This is a genomic window from Streptomyces sp. M2CJ-2, from assembly GCF_016757295.1.
Lineage (GTDB): Bacteria > Actinomycetota > Actinomycetes > Streptomycetales > Streptomycetaceae > Streptomyces.
On the sequence record NZ_JAESIF010000037.1, the window covers coordinates 29,961 to 44,452 of the forward strand.

The following is a 14,492-nucleotide window of genomic DNA, read 5'->3' on the forward strand; positions in this document are numbered from 1 at the left end:
CCGGCGGCCCGGACCTGCCGGGTACGCGCAGGAAGGCGTCACGCGGGCCGGCGGTACCGTGCCCGCCGCATGTCCACACGCCTGCCACGCATCGGCGTGCCCTCGGCGCTGAGCAGTTCCGGCGCCGCCCCGTCGTGGCAGGAGGCGGGTGTCCCGTCCGCGTGGACGACGCGCCACCACGGCACACTCTCGTCGAGCAGGCTCATGGCGCGCCCCACCTGCCGTGGGCCGACACCGATCCTCCTGCCGATGTCCCCGTAGGAGGCGACGGAGCCGGCCGGCACGGCGAGGACCGCCTCCCGGACGTCGTCGACGAAGCTCATGGCGGCCTCAGTCGGTAGGCGGGTAGATCAGGCGCCCGTCGCGGACCCGCGCGTGCTCGTTCAGGACGGCCGGCCTCGACGCCGTGCCCGACAGGATGTGCACCACCTCCGCGCCGGCGACGAGCAGCGCGTCGGAGACCAGCCTGCGGTGGCACCGCCACGGCACCGCCTCGCTGCACATGACGGCCGGCCGTTCGCGCTCGGCCAGCTCGAGGAGTTCGTTCAGGCCTTCTGCGAATTCGTCACCGGCCATGTGGTCGGCGTAGTCACGGAACGCCTTCACTCGCCATGCGCCGTTCTCGCTCGGTACGCCCTTGGGCGTGTGCCGTCGGCCGCCGAGCCCGGCGATCCAGCGGTAGGCGATGTCGGATGGCAGAGCGTCGACGATCGCCGCCTGATTCCACTGCGGATACTTCCTCGAGGACGGGTACGAGCGGACGTCGACCAAGCAGGTGACGTCATTGTCACGCAGCATCTTCAGCACGTCGTCGAAGTCGCGTGTCGAGTGCCCGATCGTATGAATGCGGTTCGTCATCTCGAAATCTCACCCGGATCGCACCGTTCTCCGATCGTTCCGCTGACCGGCGTGCGCCTCGAAGGCGCGAGCACCATTCCCTACCGTTTCGTCAACGCTCCCCCCTTGTGCATGGCGATGTGGCCGGTTCTGTCGCTCTTGATCTCGTATTGCGGATCGTCCTTCGAGCAGTGGCGCGTATGCCCCTTGTACTCCACATCGCGTGTGTGTTTCTTGACGATGACGCCTTCCACGTGCCCGGCTTCCGAGTTCCACCGCACATGGTCTCCGACGTCGAACTGCTCGGCCATTCCGGTTCCCTTCCTTCGATCCTCTCCCTGCCGCCTGCGTCGACGCCCTCATTCCGTGGGGAAGTCGTCCGGGAACTCCTCCCGGACGCCGCGCGTGGGGTCCTCCACCGGGGCGTCCAGCTGGACGGAACCGGGGGCGGCCCGGTGCGGGGCGGCGGGGCTGTACGGGGACTGTGGCGGCGGTGGCGGTCGGCTGTCGCCGGGCGTGCCCGTACCGGCCGGGGGCAGCCGCAGGGCGAGCAGGGCGACGTCGTCGCCGCTCGGGTCGATGCGGGCCAGCAGCTCGTCGCAGAAGCCGTCCACGGTGCGCCCGGTCAGCATGGAGGCGTGGTGGCGGAGCTTGGTCATGCCGAGATCGATCGGGCGGCCCCTGCTCTCCACGAGGCCGTCGGTGTAGAGCAGCAGTGTGGAACCGGGGGGAAGTTCCACATACGTGTCCGGCCACTCCAGCCCCAGGTGCAGGGCGGCGCTCATGCCGATCAGCGGTCCGTGGCTGGTCAGGAAGCGCGTGTCCCCCTCGTCGGTGACCAGCAGCGGAGGTGGATGTCCCGCATTGGCCCAGTGCAGCTGCCAGGGGCCGCCCTCCGGACCTTCGACACGGGCGAAGACGAGCGTGGCCATGGGTGCGTCGCTGGTGTTCGTCACCGCCTCGTCCAGGTCCTGCATGATCACGCTGGGCGGCTCCCGGCGGTTCCAGGCCAGGGCGCGCAGCATGTTGCGGACCTCGGCCATGTGGGAGGCAGCCTCGAGGTCGTGGCCGACCACGTCCCCGATCACCAGCGCCATGACGCCGTCGGAGAGCAGGAGGGCGTCGTACCAGTCACCGCCGACCTCCATGGCGCGCTGCGCCGGCAGATAGCGGGCGGCCATGCGCAGGTGGTCGACCTGGGGGAGCGGGGCGAGCAGTTGGCGCTGCATGGTCTCGGCGACGTTCCGCTGCTCGTGGTAGAGACGGGCGTTGTCCAGCACCAGGGCCAGGCGCCGGCCGATGTCGGTGAGCAGCAGGATCTCGTTGTTCGTGAGGTCGGGGGAGTCCCCGGCGCGGGCCACGGTCAGCATGCCGTAGTGGCGCCGCCGGGCACGGAGCGGCACCACGACGGCCGAGTGGCCCCCGAGCCGGTCGAACAGAGGTCGGTGGGTGGCGGCGAGCGGGGCGCCCGGGTCGTCGAGCAACTCGGCGGCGCTCAGCAGCACGGGATCGTCACCGCCCGTGGCACGTGCCCCTGCCGAACGGGACCCGGACGGCAGCGGCGGCAGGGGGCCCTCCAGCCGCCGCGCCCGCCGAGGACGGGTGTGACTGCGCACGGCGACCCGCTCCAGCGCCCCGGCTCCTCTGTCCCGCTCGGAGCGCAGATCCACCGCAGCCCAGTCACCGAACGCGGGAACCAGCAACCGCAGCAACCGGTCGATCCGGTTGGAGGCCGCCATGGTGGACATCAACACCGACGAGACGTCCGCCACCAGGTTCAGCCGGGTGGTCAGGGCCTCCAGAGCCGCGGTGTGCGCCGCGGCCTGCTCCTCCGCGTCGCGATGCAGGCTGAAATCGTTGAAGACGACCACCAGCCCGGCTCGGCGGCCCGCCAGCAGCAGGGGAGTGGTGGCCCAGATGATCGGCACGGTCGTGCCGTCGCCCCGCAGGAAGTACTCCTCGCTGCCCTCCTCGGAGGATCGGCCACTGCCCAGAAGCGCCATGATCGAGCACTGGTCACGCGGCACAGGGCCACCGTCGGGGCGGCGGTGCAGCAGATCGTGCGCGTCCTGGCCGATCATCCGGGCCGCGGGCCGGCCCAGCAGCCGCTCGGTCCACGGGTTGACGAACGTGATGCGCCCCGAGGTGTCGACGGTGAAGACGCCGGTGCCCAGGGCGTGCAGGACCGCTTGGGGGAAGCCCGGCTCCAGAGCCTCATCGGGCGCGCTCATGACCTCTCCCTCGTCGTTCGGACGGGTGTCCGATGTGCGTCCACGGCGATCACCATTCCCCGAGCCCTCCCCCACCCGGGTACCCCATCCTCCGGAACCGTGCGCTCCGAGCGGTTCCGGAGGATGGGGAGCACGCCCCGCCGCAGCCTCGCGCCGACTCCCACCGGCATGATCAGTACGGTGACGCCATGGCCAGCCGTTCGCGCATGTGCAGAACGCGCGTGCGGCATGCACCGCCCGAAACCTCTCCCCATGGCATGGCCGTTAGGTGAGCCATGCAGCCCGAATTCCACATCAGCCACCGTGAAGAGGACGACTGGACCGTCGTGGAGATCCACGGCGAGATCGACATCCACACGGTGCCGCGCATCAGGGACCACGTGGTCCACCGTCTTGAGACAGGCCACCGACGCCTCGTCGTCGACCTGGCCGGGATGACGTTCATGGACTCGACGGGCCTGTGGTTGCTCGTCGGAATCCGGAAACGGATCCGGTCGCGGACCGGCGACCTGCGGCTGGTGATCACGAATCCGGAAGTGCTCCGGATCTTCCATGTCACCGGCCTGCACCAGGTCTTCCCGATCCATGGCTCAGTGGAATCCGCGATGACGGAGTGACATGAGAGGCGACCAGCACAGACGCCCGGAGACCTTCCCGCCGCCCCTGGCTGCCCCCTGGCCGAACAGCTCCGACATCGACTGCCCGTGGTGCCGGCAACTCCTCGTGGCGGTCCCTGACCGCGCCGCGCACGACACGCGAACGCCGGGGTCGAGCAAAATCGATTCCTCGTGCCGACGGCGCCGGACGGCGTCCTGGCTCGAACGGATTCGCACGGTGATGGTGCCGGTGGCGGCGGTGGTCACGGTGGTGGCCGCAGTCGTGACCGCGTGCTCGATCTGACCCGGCCCACAGCGCGTGAACGAGAGGCGCCACGGCCCCTGCGCCCCTCCCTTCCGCAGGCCGCGTCACGCAACGCGCCTGCCGCTTTGCTCGGGTTCCTCCTCGTCCGGCAGCCGTACGTCGTCGACGGCGATGTTGACTTCCACGACCTCCAGACCGGTCATGCGTTCGATCGCGGTGATGACGTTGGTGCGCACGTCTGCGGCGGCGTCCGCGATGGCTGCGCCGTAATGGACGACGAGGTCCAGGTCCACGGCGGCCTGGCGCTCACCGACCTCCACCTTCACTCCCTGGGTGGTGCTGCTGCTCCCCCCGGGCACGCGTTCACGCATCGCTCCGAATGCCCGGGCCATACCCGCGCCGAGGTCGTAGACCTCGGGAACCTCCCGGGCGGCCATGCTCGCGATCTTCGCCACGACGGTGTCCGCGATGGTGGTGTTGCCGCGGTCCTCCGCAGGGATGTCGGCGCCCCTGCGGCCCTGCCGTGCCGTCTTCGCCTGCTCACCCGGTGTGGCAGCGGTGCTGCTGTGCTGTGCGCTGACTGACATGACCGTCACCTCGATCAGTGCGGGACTTGACGAGCTGCCTCACATCCAACGTAGAGCAATGAGACCAATGAGGTGAAACGAGACGAATGGGATGAGAGTCCGCGATCGGATCGCCGCAAGACCGACACCGGCACCGGGCGGCATGTGCCGGCCGGAGGCCCGTCTACAAGCGGATGACGATCAAGGCGACGTCGTCGCGTCCGCCGTCGGCCACGCCGAGGCGGGTGAGCAGGGCGTCGGCCAGTCGGTCGGGGCTCAGACGGGCGTGGCGGACGAGGGCGTCGGTGAGGCGGTGCAGCCCGGCGTCGATGTCCTCGCCGCGACGTTCGGTGAGCCCGTCGGTGTAGAGCACGAGGGTGTCGCCCGGGGTGTAGGAAACCGTGGCCTGGGCGCGCGGACCCTGCCCGACCGGGACGCCCAACGGCGGCTCGGTGGCCTGGTCGAGCAGGACGACCGTGCCGTCCGTACGGGAGAGGACGGGCGGAGGGTGGCCGGCGCTGGTGTAGGTGATGTGCCGACGGCGGGTGTCGATGACGGCTTTGACCGCGGTTGTCGCCAGTGCGCCCTCGAAGGTGGCGGCGTACCGGCTCAGGACGTCCATGGCCGCGCCGGGTTCGTGGATGGCGCGCACGGCTGCGGACAGTGCGCTCCGGAGCATGCCCATGACGGCGGCGGCCTCCAATCCGTGGCCGACCACGTCGCCGACCGCCACGGTGTACGTGTCTTCGGACAGGTCCACCACGTCGTACCAGTCGCCGCAGACGTTGAGTGAGCGAGCGGCGGGCATGTAACGCACGGCGATCTCCCGGTGGGCGGCCAGGTCCGGGGAGTGCAGCATGGCCTCTTGCAGGGTGAGGGCGATATGACGTTCCCGGGCATGGGTGTTGCGGAGTTCCTCGTTGAGGCGCTGGAGTTCCTGTGCTCGTACGTACAGCTCGGACTCCAGTGCCTTGTGTTCACTCTCCGGATCCCCCGGTCTCGAGCGGAAGAAATGGGTCAGTACGAACTCGGTCACGTCCTCCACCCGGTGGAGGAGCCATTCCACCCGTCCGTCAGGTCCGAGGAGGGGGGTGTTGACGGGCGACCACCACTTCTCCTGGAACACTCCGGGACGTCCGGACACCGGGATGTCGTACCGCTGCATCGCCATCGTGTCCGGTTCTTTCGACCGCAGAACCCGCTGCAGGGAAGCGTTCAGATTGCGCACCCCGTCGGCGTCCGGATCCGCCGGATTGTCGGGGTGGACCTCGAAGAGGTACCGACCGATCATCTCCTCGCGGGTCCGGCCCGTGACCCGGAGATACGCCTGGTTGACATCGGCGACCACCAGATCGGTGTCCAATACAACATAAGGGCTGGGCGTCACGGCGAACAGCACCTGGTAATCGATCCGTGGTGTGGTCACACGTGCTCTCCCGTCACGTCCACCGGTCGCCGTCCCCCGGCTTCAACTATGCCTCGGTCCTGAAGCGGCGACCTGTCGCCTCATGGGGACGGCGTCGCCGATGGTTCTGCCCCGGCGATGCCCGGGGCGAGTCGTCCGGGGCGACAGGGCGGCACAGTCGTGTTTGGCGCGTGGCTTTCGTGGCACTCGGTGCGGGCATCCTTCGGGGGATCGGAGCGTCGTCGGGCGCGGTGGACAGGGGCTGCAGCATGCGCCTCCCCTGCCGAAGCGGTTGGTCGCGGAAACGGAAGGATCGGCGATGACGACCGTCGGCATAGAAGAGGAGTACTTGCTGGTCGACCCGATCACCGGTCGGCTGGCTCCGCACGCGGAAAGGGTCAGGGCCGCGGCAGGCTTGCAGCCCTTCGTCGCCGGGGAGGAGATCCAGCCGGAAATCTCGCAGGCGCAGATCGAGGTGGCGACGCCCGTGTGCGCCACGCTGAAGGAGGCCGGTGGCCACCTGCTGCGGCTGCGGCACGCCGTGGCCGGTGCGGCGGAGAAGAGCGGCTACCGGATCATGGCCAGCGGCACGCCGCCGTTCCGCGAGGACACACCCGTGCCGATCACCGACCAGACCCGTTACAAAGCGATGCAGCGGCAGGCTCCGCAGCTGGTGGCGGAGCAGATGGTCAGCGGCATGCACGTGCATGTGGGCGTCCCCAGCCGACGGATGGGGACGGAGGTCCTGAACCGGATCCGGGTGTGGTTGCCGTCCCTGACCGCCATGGCGGCGAACTCGCCGCTGTGGGAGGGGCAGGACACCGGTTTCGCCAGCTGGCGCACCGTCGTCTTCGGCCGATGGCCGGTCAGCGGCATCCCGCCGCGCTTCGCCGACGCGGCGGACTACGAGGCACGAGTGAGTCGACTGCTGTCGACCGGCGTGATCAGCGACACCGGTCAGCTGTACTGGCAGATCCGGCTGTCCGAGAGCTATCCCACAGTCGAGGTCCGTTGTCTGGACGTGCAGTTGCGCACGGACGACGCGGTCATGCTCGCCGGCCTGATCCGGGCGCTGGCCGACACCGCGCTGCGCGAAGCGATGTCGGGCCGTCCGCCGGCGGAGCCCGCTCCGGAGATGATGCAGGTGGCGATGTGGCAGGCAGCACGTCATGGGCTGAGCGGGGACCTGATCGACCCGACCGGCCGGCGTCGGCGGGCGGGCGACGTGGTGTACGGGCTGCTGGACCATGTGGGTCCCGCGCTGGATGCGGCCGGTGACACTCGCGAGGTGACCTCGCTCGTCCACCGTCTGCTGCAACAGGGCACAGGCGCGGACAAGCAGCGCCAGGTCTTCGTCGAAGGCGGTCTCGACGCCGTCGTCGAGATGATCGTCGAAGTCGGCGGCACGCCTTGACAGGCACTTCCTGCCCGACGGCCGACCGGCCTGGACGGCGTGGTGGAGGCCGGCGGAAGTCACGCAGGGCCCTGTGATCCGACCCCACCGGAACGGAGGCACGGGGCAGGGCGAACTGCGCCGTGGGGGAGCGGGACTCACGCCGGGGCGATCGCCCGCCTCACCCAGAAAGCGGCTCCGCCGTGACGACCAGATTGGCCAGGTAGCCTCCGCGCTCGGGAACGAAGGGAGGCGCGCAGGTGACGAGTGTGAGGACCGGGTCGCCCGTCCGGCGGAAGGTGGAGGACGGCAGTTCGTTCTTCGGCATCGTCGAACGTGAGACGACGCGGTAGAGGACCGGCTCCGCGCCGGCGCGTCGCACCTCGACCTCGTCACCGGTTCGTACGTCGTACAGCACGGCGAACTCGCCGAGGTCTCCGGTGTCGCTGTCCACATGACCGACGAGCACGGCCGATCCCCGTGTACTCCCGGGTGCCGGGCCGAAGCGGTACCAGCCGGCCACGGCGGCGTCCGCGGGAACCACCATGGCGCCCTGTCCGGTCACACCCACAGGTCGGATGCGAGCGTCGAGGCCGACGTCGCGCACCAGGACGCGCCGAGGTGGCGGGTCCCGGTGCGGGACGTCGGCGTGCGGCCCCGTACCGCTGGGCAGCCCGGCCGCCGCAGCCTCCCGCACCGGAGCGGCGGGTCCGAAGTCGGGCGGGGGCGAGGCCGGGCCCGGCGGCGCGCCCGGCAGGTTGAGTACGACTGCCAGAGCAGCAGCCACGACGGCCGGACCGGTCAGGCCTCGCGCTGTGTCAGACACGCCGCCCCGCGACTCGACGGGCCACCAGGACGCCTGTGACCGTCACCGCTCCGGCCGCGGCGGCCCAGGCCGGCCACTGGCCGGAGGAGTCCGGGGTGACAGCGGCCCCGTTGCCGCCCGCGCCGACGGCGTTGGGCGCCGATTCCATGCCGCTCAACGTCTGCGTCGCCAGAGCCAGGTTCTTGTCCTCGGCGCTGCCCCAGGCATAGACGACGTTGTTCGTCCCTTCCTTGAGATCCAGATCGGCCGGACCGATGGCCACGGTGTCCGTACCGGCGAGCACGACGTCGGCGCTCACCGTGCCGGCGTCGACCTCTGCGGTGTCCTCCTCGGGGTTCTCCAGGCCGGTGAAGACCGGCTGTCCGCCCGCGCGGACGTCGACCGCCGGAGCGGCCGCGACGTGACGGACCGTCAGGCGAGCCCCGCCGGCATCGACCTGCGAGACGTCATTGACGAAGGTCGTCAGCCGGGGTTCACCGTCGGCGTCGAGATGGGCGGCGACCGTGGCGTTCGCGCCCTCGGGCACCTTGATCTCCTTCTGCAGGGCGGCAGCGCCGTCGGGGCCTCGGCCCGCTTCGAAGATCTGGATGTCGTAGGTCCCGGCGTCGAGAGCCTGAGGGCCGGTCACCGTGCCGGGCTTGAAGTCGCCGAGCAGTTCGTCGCCGTTGGCGTAGACGTCGACCGTCATCCCGGGAATGCCGTGGAAGACGGACACCATGGCCTTGTCCTGCTCGTCGGCCGGAGCAGCCGTGGCGGGCACGGCGGCACCGAGGGCCAGGGCACAGGCGCCGGCCGAGGCGGCGACAGCGAGGGGGGTCCGGGAGGTCATGGGGGATCGTCCCTTCGAGTGAAGTCTCTGCGAGATGCGCAGACTCGGTGGTGTTTCGTGCGCCGGCACCGCCGTGGATGCGCGAGCGACGCTGCGTGTCCGACACGGCCCGACACGCCTACGCGCCCGCCGTGTGGGAGCGACCCTGCTCGAGCGCCCCGCGCAACCGGTGCAAACCACGGCGGGCGTGACTCTTGACGGTGCCCAACGGCATTCCGGTCCGTTCCGCGATCTGGGCCTGGGTCAGGTCCTCGAAGAAGGCCATGCACAGTACGTCCCGCTGATGCCGGGGCAGCCGGGACAGTTCATCGGCCAGCAGCACCCGGTCCAGGACGTCCTCCGGCGCCGCGTCCTTCCACGCGAACCCGTCGGCCCCGTGGGCGGCCGAGTCCATGAGCGTCAGTCGTCGCGTCCGGGCGGCCAGCGCGTCGACGATCTTCCGGCGGGTGATGCCGACGAGCCAGGCGCCCAGGGAGCCCCGCTCCGGACGGAAGCCGGCCCGTCCGCGCCAGGCGCCGAGGAACACCTGCTGAGTCACGTCTTCGGCCTCGTGGGGGTCACCGAGCGACCGGGCGGCCATGGTGCGGACCAGAGGCCCCCAACGCCGGTAGATCGCCGCGAACGCGCGATCGTCGGCGGCACGCAGTCCACGGGCCAGTTCGTCCTCGTGCCGCGTTTCCCCCACAGCCGGTGCCAGGGTGCCGATGGCCGGCGTGTTCGTGCTCATGGCCTGGTTCCTCCTGCCGTGCGTCACGTGCGGGGACGAAAGGCCGTCCGCTGACCGCACCGGTCGCCGCGGGCCGTCGTGCCGTGCGCCGGCTCCCAGTGTTGTGACGCATGAACGACGCAGACAACCTGCGTCGTTCATGCGTCGTACGGTGGACTCATGGGCGTGAACGAAACCGACGGTGACGGCCGGGACGGCGAGGAAACGCGGCGCGGCGGAGGGCTGACCACCGGCGAGGTGGCCAGACGGCTCGGGGTGGCACCCACCACGGTCCGCACGTGGGACCGCCGCTACGGCCTCGGCCCCGACGCGCACACCGGTGGCCGGCACCGCCGCTGGACCGCGAAGGACGTGGCGCGGCTGGAGCGGATGTGCGCCCTGACGGCGACCGGAGTGCCACCCGCCGAGGCCGCGCGCCTGGCGCGCAGCGACGCGCCGCCGGACGTCGGCCCGGTCCGTCGGGGCGCCGCCCTGCGACCGCCGGCCCGCGGGCGCAGCCGGGCAGGCAGTGGCCTTCGGCTCGGGGAGGTCCGTCAGGAGTGCAAGGGGGTCGCCCGTGCCGCACTGCGCCTGGACGCCGCCACCCTGGACGAACTGCTGCTCGCGGCGATCGCCGAGCACGGCGTGGTCGCCGCCTGGACCGAGGTGATCATGCCGACGCTGCAGGCGGTCGGCCGCAAGTGGGAGAACTCGGGCGAGAAGTACGTGGAGGTCGAGCACTTTCTGTCCTGGCACGTCTCCGGTGCGCTGCGGCGCAGCGCACCTCCCGCGGTCGCCGACCGCCCGGGCGCCACCACGGTGCTCGCCTGCGTGCCGGGGGAGAACCACACACTGCCGCTGGAGGCACTGGCCGTCGCACTGGCCGAACGCGGTCTTCCGGTGCGCATGTTCGGTGCCGCCCTGCCCGTCGAGTCACTCGTCGCGGCCGTGCGGAGAACGGGGCCGGTCGCGGTGGGGCTGTGGTCCCAGTCCCGTGCCACCGCGAGCCGGCCACTGGCGCAGCACGTGGCCGCGATGGAGTGGGGGGTGCGGGGTGCTCGTCGACGGCCGGTCGTCCTGACGCTGGGGCCCGGCTGGGCCGGGCAGGGCATGTCCGGTCTGCCGCGTCCGTCGGGGCTTGCGGAGGCGGTCGCGGCGGTGGAGTCGGTGGTGTCGGAGTGACGGGCCGCTGTCGTTGGCGCACTCGGCCGTGGTGGCGCCTGGCATCCGCCGACGTGACGTGATCCGCTGGACGCACAACGCCTTCGCCGGGACCCGGCAACCAGTGCGCGGCGGACTGCGTGAGGCACCTGCGTGCCGCTCCACGAAGCCGTGCCCCGGGTACCGGCTCACGCGAGCGAGCCGGAGGACGAGTCCGGACCCCGCCCGACCGGTGCGGGCACCGACAGAGGAGAACCATGAGCGACCGTCACCGCGGGGCACCGGACACCGTCGTGGTCGGTGCCGGTCTCGCCGGCCTCGCCTGCGCATCGGACCTGTGCCGCGCGGGACACCGCGTGGTTCTGCTGGAGGCTTCCGACGGGCCGGGCGGCCGAATGCGAACAGACCGGCGGGACGGCTTCCTCCTGGACCGCGGCTTCCAGGTGTTCAACACGTCCTATCCTCAGGTGAAGCGGCGTCTGGACCTTCGGAGCCTCCGACTGCGGCCGTTCACCCCGGGATTCGTGGCACACACCCCGACCGGGCCGGTCCGCCTCACCGATCCGACCCGGAGGCCGAGCGCGGCGGTGGCCCTGCTGCCCGGGCGGGCCCTCACGGCTCGCGACCTGGCCGCGTCGGCGGCGCTCACCGCGCGGGACGCTCTGCTGCCCGTGGCCCTGCTCAAAAGACGTCCGGACCGCGCCACCTCGGTCGCCCTGTCCCGCGCGGGGCTGTCGGACACGGCGGTGAACCACATTCTGCGGCCGTTCCTGTCCGGCGTCTTCCTGGAGGACCGTTTGGAGACCTCCGCCCGCTTCTTCCACCTGGTCTGGCGGAGCATGGTCCGAGGGACCCTCTGTCTGCCCGCCGACGGCATCGGCGCGGTACCCGCACAACTGGCCCGCGGTCTGCCCGACGGCGTCCTGCGGCTGGAGACGCCGGTTGCCGAGGTCACCGCTTCGGGAGTGCTGCTGACGGACGGCAGTGAGGTGCCGGCCGCGACCGTCGTGGTCGCGACCGACGCCGTCACGGCGGCCCGACTGCTGCCGGGCCTGCCCGTGCCGGACGGACGTACGGTCACCACGTATTACCACGCGGTCGACAGCACGCCGACGGCGGAACCGACGCTGATGGTGGACAGCACCGGAACAGTCCTGAACACCTGTGTACTGACCGAAGTCGTCCCTGCCTACGCACCGCCCGGGACCGCGCTGGTCTCCAGCTCCGTGCTGGGCGGGGACGAGCCCGGTAGGAGCGACGTCGTGCTGCGACGCCTGGCCGATCTGTACGGCACCGACACGAGCGGCTGGCAGCAGATCGCCGCGTACACCGTCGAGGGGGCGCTGCCCGCGATGCCGCCGCCCTGGCCGCTCAGTCTCACGACCCGCTTCGGACCGGGGAGGTACGTGTGCGGTGACCACCGCGCGACCGGCTCGGTCCAGGGGGCCCTGGCGTCGGGTACACGCGCCGCCCGGGAGGTACTGGCCGACTTGGTGCCCGGTTGATGCCGCGCCGGCCGATGTCGACCGCCTCCACGGGCGGCCGGCGCCCTGAAGGGACGCCGACTGGAAAAGACTCGTCGATCTGGTGCTCGGGGTGAACGTGGACGTCAACGGTGCGCGTGTTCCGGTGGCCGGGGCCACCGGTGTCCTCGGTGGTGCGATCGCCGAACGGCGGGCCCGGTGAGCCGGCCCCCCGCGCTTCCTGACGGCCCGTCCGATGTGCTCATCATCGGCGGCGGCGCGGCCGGCCTCAGCCTCGCGTACCGGCTGACGGAGACCGGCACCACCACCGTGACCGTCGTCGAACCGCCGGACGGACCGACGCGTCCGCCCGAGCGAACCTGGTGCTACTGGGACCAGGGCACCGGCGACTTCGATGAAGTGATCACCGCCTCCTGGTCCCGGCTGCGCGTCCGCGGTGCCGACGGCAGCGAGGTCACCGTCGACCCGGCCCCCCTGCGCTATCGCATGCTGCGGTCCGCACCGTTCGAGCGTTGGATGCACTCCCGATTGGCCCGCTCTCCCGGTGTGCACCTGCTGCGCGCGACGGCGGACACGGTGCGCGACGTGCCCGGCGGCGCGGAAGTCCGGTGCACGGCACCCGACGGACGGACACTGACGCTGCGCGCCCGCCAGGTGTTCGACTCCCGCCCGTTGCGCGCTCTGCCTCCGGCCCGGACGCACCTGCTGCAGCACTTCCGCGGTTGGTTCGTACGCACCGACGACAACCGGTTCGATCCCGAGGTCGCCGACCTGATGGACTTCCGGTTGCCGCAACCGCGCCACGGCCTCGCCTTCGGCTACGTCCTCCCGCTGGCGCCGGACCGGGCGCTCGTCGAGTACACCGAGTTCTCCCGGGCGCCGCTGTCCACCGCGGAGTACGAGGCGGCGCTCGGCCACTACGGCCGCGAGATCCTGAAGCTCGGCGCGTTCACGGTGGACGCGGCGGAGCAGGGAGCGATCCCCATGACCGACGCGCGCTTCCCCCGGCGCGTCGGACCCGCCGTCTTCCGCATCGGGGCGGCGGGCGGCGCCACCCGCCCCGCCACGGGCTACACCTTCGCCGCGGTGCAGCGGCAGAGCGGGGCCATCGCCGCGGCCCTGCGCGACGGGCGCACGGCAGCAGTGCCCGCACCTCACGGACGCCGTGCCCTGGCCATGGACGCGGTCCTGCTGCGGGCCCTGGACACCGGACGGATCGACGGCCCCGACTTCTTCACCACCCTGTTCCGCCGTACGCCCCCGGAACGACTGCTGCGCTTCCTCGACGGCGCCACCTCACCCCTGGAGGAGTGGGGCATCGGACTGCGGACCCCGGTCGGCCCGATGCTCCGAACCGCCGTCGAACTGCCCTTCCTGCCGCGTCGAGCCCACCCCGCCCCACGATCCGAAGAGAGCCACCGATGACACTGCTGCGCGACCACGACCTGGCACGCGCCTTCGACCACGCGTCGCACACCTACGACCGCCTCACGGCTCTCGACCCCGGCCACCGCACCGGTCTGCTCCGCTCTGCCCGGCGGCTCCGGCTGCCGGACGGCGGAGCGGGACGGCACGTCCTCGACCTCGGTCGCGGCACCGGTACGTCCACCCGGGCCCTGCCGAGGGCCGCGCCCCGGGCCCGTATCACGGCCCTCGACGCCTCTTCGGGCATGCTGCGGCGCGCACGGGCCGAACCCCGGCCCGCTCGCGTGCGCTTGCTGCACCTGACCGCCGAAGAAATGGCGAAGGCCGGGGAAGGACCGCTCGACGCGGTGTTCGCCGCCCACCCGTTCCGCAACGTCACCGACCCGAACCGGGGCCTCACCGCGGTCCGAAGTCTGCTGCGACCGGGGGGGCGCCTCGCCGTCCACGGGTACAGCCTCAGCGGCTCACCGGTGCACCGTGCCCTGTGGACGGCCGTGTGCCGAGGCGTGATCGTCCCGGCGGGCACACCCGCCGGCGACCGCACCCTGTACCGCCACCTGTGGCACAGCGTCCTCGCCTTCGACACCGCACCGGCCTTCGCCGCCCGTCTGACGCGGGCCGGCTTCACAGGTGTGCGTGCCACGCCCGTCGCCGGCCGGCAGACCGGCATCGTGCACACGTTCCTCGCGCGCAACGGCTCCACCACGGCAGGGGAGCGGACCCGGTGAGCGCCCGCTCGCACGGTGGTGCCCGGCGGGGCCGCGACCG

General features: G+C 71.5%; 15 protein-coding genes. 6 read left to right on the forward strand and 9 right to left on the reverse strand.

The genetic code is table 11. The features are described from left to right. Positions 1-38 precede the first annotated feature (38 nt). The 4 genes from JL475_RS24770 to JL475_RS24785 all read right to left on the reverse strand — a co-directional run bounded on the left by JL475_RS24770 (position 39) and on the right by JL475_RS24785 (position 3,068). Positions 39-323 (reverse strand): MGMT family protein, encoded by a 285-nt coding sequence (locus tag JL475_RS24770; RefSeq protein ID WP_202280134.1) that lies wholly within the window; start codon positions 321-323, stop codon positions 39-41. A gap of 7 nt (positions 324-330) precedes the next feature. Further along, positions 331-858 (reverse strand): DUF488 family protein, encoded by a 528-nt coding sequence (locus JL475_RS24775; protein ID WP_202280135.1) that lies wholly within the window; start codon positions 856-858, stop codon positions 331-333. Between the two features lie 80 nt (positions 859-938). After that, positions 939-1,148 carry a DUF2945 domain-containing protein gene (locus tag JL475_RS24780; protein ID WP_202280136.1) on the reverse strand — a complete coding sequence of 70 codons (210 nt, stop codon included), beginning with the start codon at positions 1,146-1,148 and terminating at the stop codon, positions 939-941. 48 nt (positions 1,149-1,196) lie between these two features. After that, positions 1,197-3,068 (reverse strand): SpoIIE family protein phosphatase, encoded by a 1,872-nt coding sequence (locus JL475_RS24785; RefSeq protein ID WP_202280137.1) that lies wholly within the window; start codon positions 3,066-3,068, stop codon positions 1,197-1,199. A gap of 275 nt (positions 3,069-3,343) precedes the next feature. On the opposite strand from JL475_RS24785, the gene JL475_RS24790 reads away from it, so the two are divergent. Further along, positions 3,344-3,685 carry an STAS domain-containing protein gene (locus JL475_RS24790; protein WP_202280138.1) on the forward strand — a complete coding sequence of 114 codons (342 nt, stop codon included), beginning with the start codon at positions 3,344-3,346 and terminating at the stop codon, positions 3,683-3,685. A gap of 348 nt (positions 3,686-4,033) precedes the next feature. Here JL475_RS24790 and JL475_RS24795 read toward each other — a convergent pair whose 3' ends face one another. Next, on the reverse strand, positions 4,034-4,516 hold the full coding sequence (locus tag JL475_RS24795) for an Asp23/Gls24 family envelope stress response protein (protein WP_202280139.1): 483 nt from the start codon (positions 4,514-4,516) through the stop codon (positions 4,034-4,036). Between the two features lie 163 nt (positions 4,517-4,679). Next, positions 4,680-5,921, reverse strand: coding sequence for a PP2C family protein-serine/threonine phosphatase (locus JL475_RS24800; protein ID WP_202280140.1), 1,242 nt, complete (start codon positions 5,919-5,921; stop codon positions 4,680-4,682). Positions 5,922-6,219: 298 nt separating this feature from the next. Here JL475_RS24800 and JL475_RS24805 point away from each other — a divergent pair, with 298 nt between their 5' ends. Further along, entirely contained in the window at positions 6,220-7,314 is a 1,095-nt protein-coding gene (locus tag JL475_RS24805) for a glutamate--cysteine ligase (protein WP_202280141.1), read from the forward strand. A gap of 160 nt (positions 7,315-7,474) precedes the next feature. On the opposite strand, the gene JL475_RS24810 is transcribed toward JL475_RS24805, so the two are convergent. From JL475_RS24810 to JL475_RS24820, 3 genes are all read right to left on the reverse strand, one after another. Beyond that, positions 7,475-8,119 carry a class F sortase gene (locus JL475_RS24810; RefSeq protein ID WP_307825145.1) on the reverse strand — a complete coding sequence of 215 codons (645 nt, stop codon included), beginning with the start codon at positions 8,117-8,119 and terminating at the stop codon, positions 7,475-7,477. Further along, the gene (locus JL475_RS24815) at positions 8,112-8,948 is read right to left on the reverse strand and encodes a DUF4397 domain-containing protein (protein ID WP_202280142.1); all 837 of its coding nucleotides are present in this window, start codon (positions 8,946-8,948) and stop codon (positions 8,112-8,114) included. The genes JL475_RS24810 and JL475_RS24815 overlap by 8 nt, the downstream gene beginning before the upstream one ends. Positions 8,949-9,066: 118 nt before the next feature. Continuing rightward, positions 9,067-9,675 (reverse strand): sigma-70 family RNA polymerase sigma factor, encoded by a 609-nt coding sequence (locus JL475_RS24820; RefSeq protein ID WP_202280143.1) that lies wholly within the window; start codon positions 9,673-9,675, stop codon positions 9,067-9,069. A gap of 159 nt (positions 9,676-9,834) precedes the next feature. Here JL475_RS24820 and JL475_RS24825 point away from each other — a divergent pair, with 159 nt between their 5' ends. The 4 genes from JL475_RS24825 (at position 9,835) to JL475_RS24840 (ending at position 14,452) form a co-directional block, all read left to right on the forward strand. Continuing rightward, entirely contained in the window at positions 9,835-10,836 is a 1,002-nt protein-coding gene (locus JL475_RS24825; protein WP_202280144.1) for a MerR family transcriptional regulator, read from the forward strand. 236 nt (positions 10,837-11,072) lie between these two features. Continuing rightward, positions 11,073-12,320, forward strand: coding sequence for an NAD(P)/FAD-dependent oxidoreductase (locus JL475_RS24830; RefSeq protein WP_202280145.1), 1,248 nt, complete (start codon positions 11,073-11,075; stop codon positions 12,318-12,320). 177 nt (positions 12,321-12,497) lie between these two features. Further along, a complete protein-coding gene (locus JL475_RS24835; RefSeq protein ID WP_202280146.1) occupies positions 12,498-13,724 on the forward strand; it encodes a lycopene cyclase family protein in 1,227 nt (408 codons plus the stop codon). Further along, entirely contained in the window at positions 13,721-14,452 is a 732-nt protein-coding gene (locus tag JL475_RS24840) for a methyltransferase domain-containing protein (protein WP_202280147.1), read from the forward strand. The genes JL475_RS24835 and JL475_RS24840 overlap by 4 nt, the downstream gene beginning before the upstream one ends. Positions 14,453-14,492 lie beyond the last annotated feature (40 nt).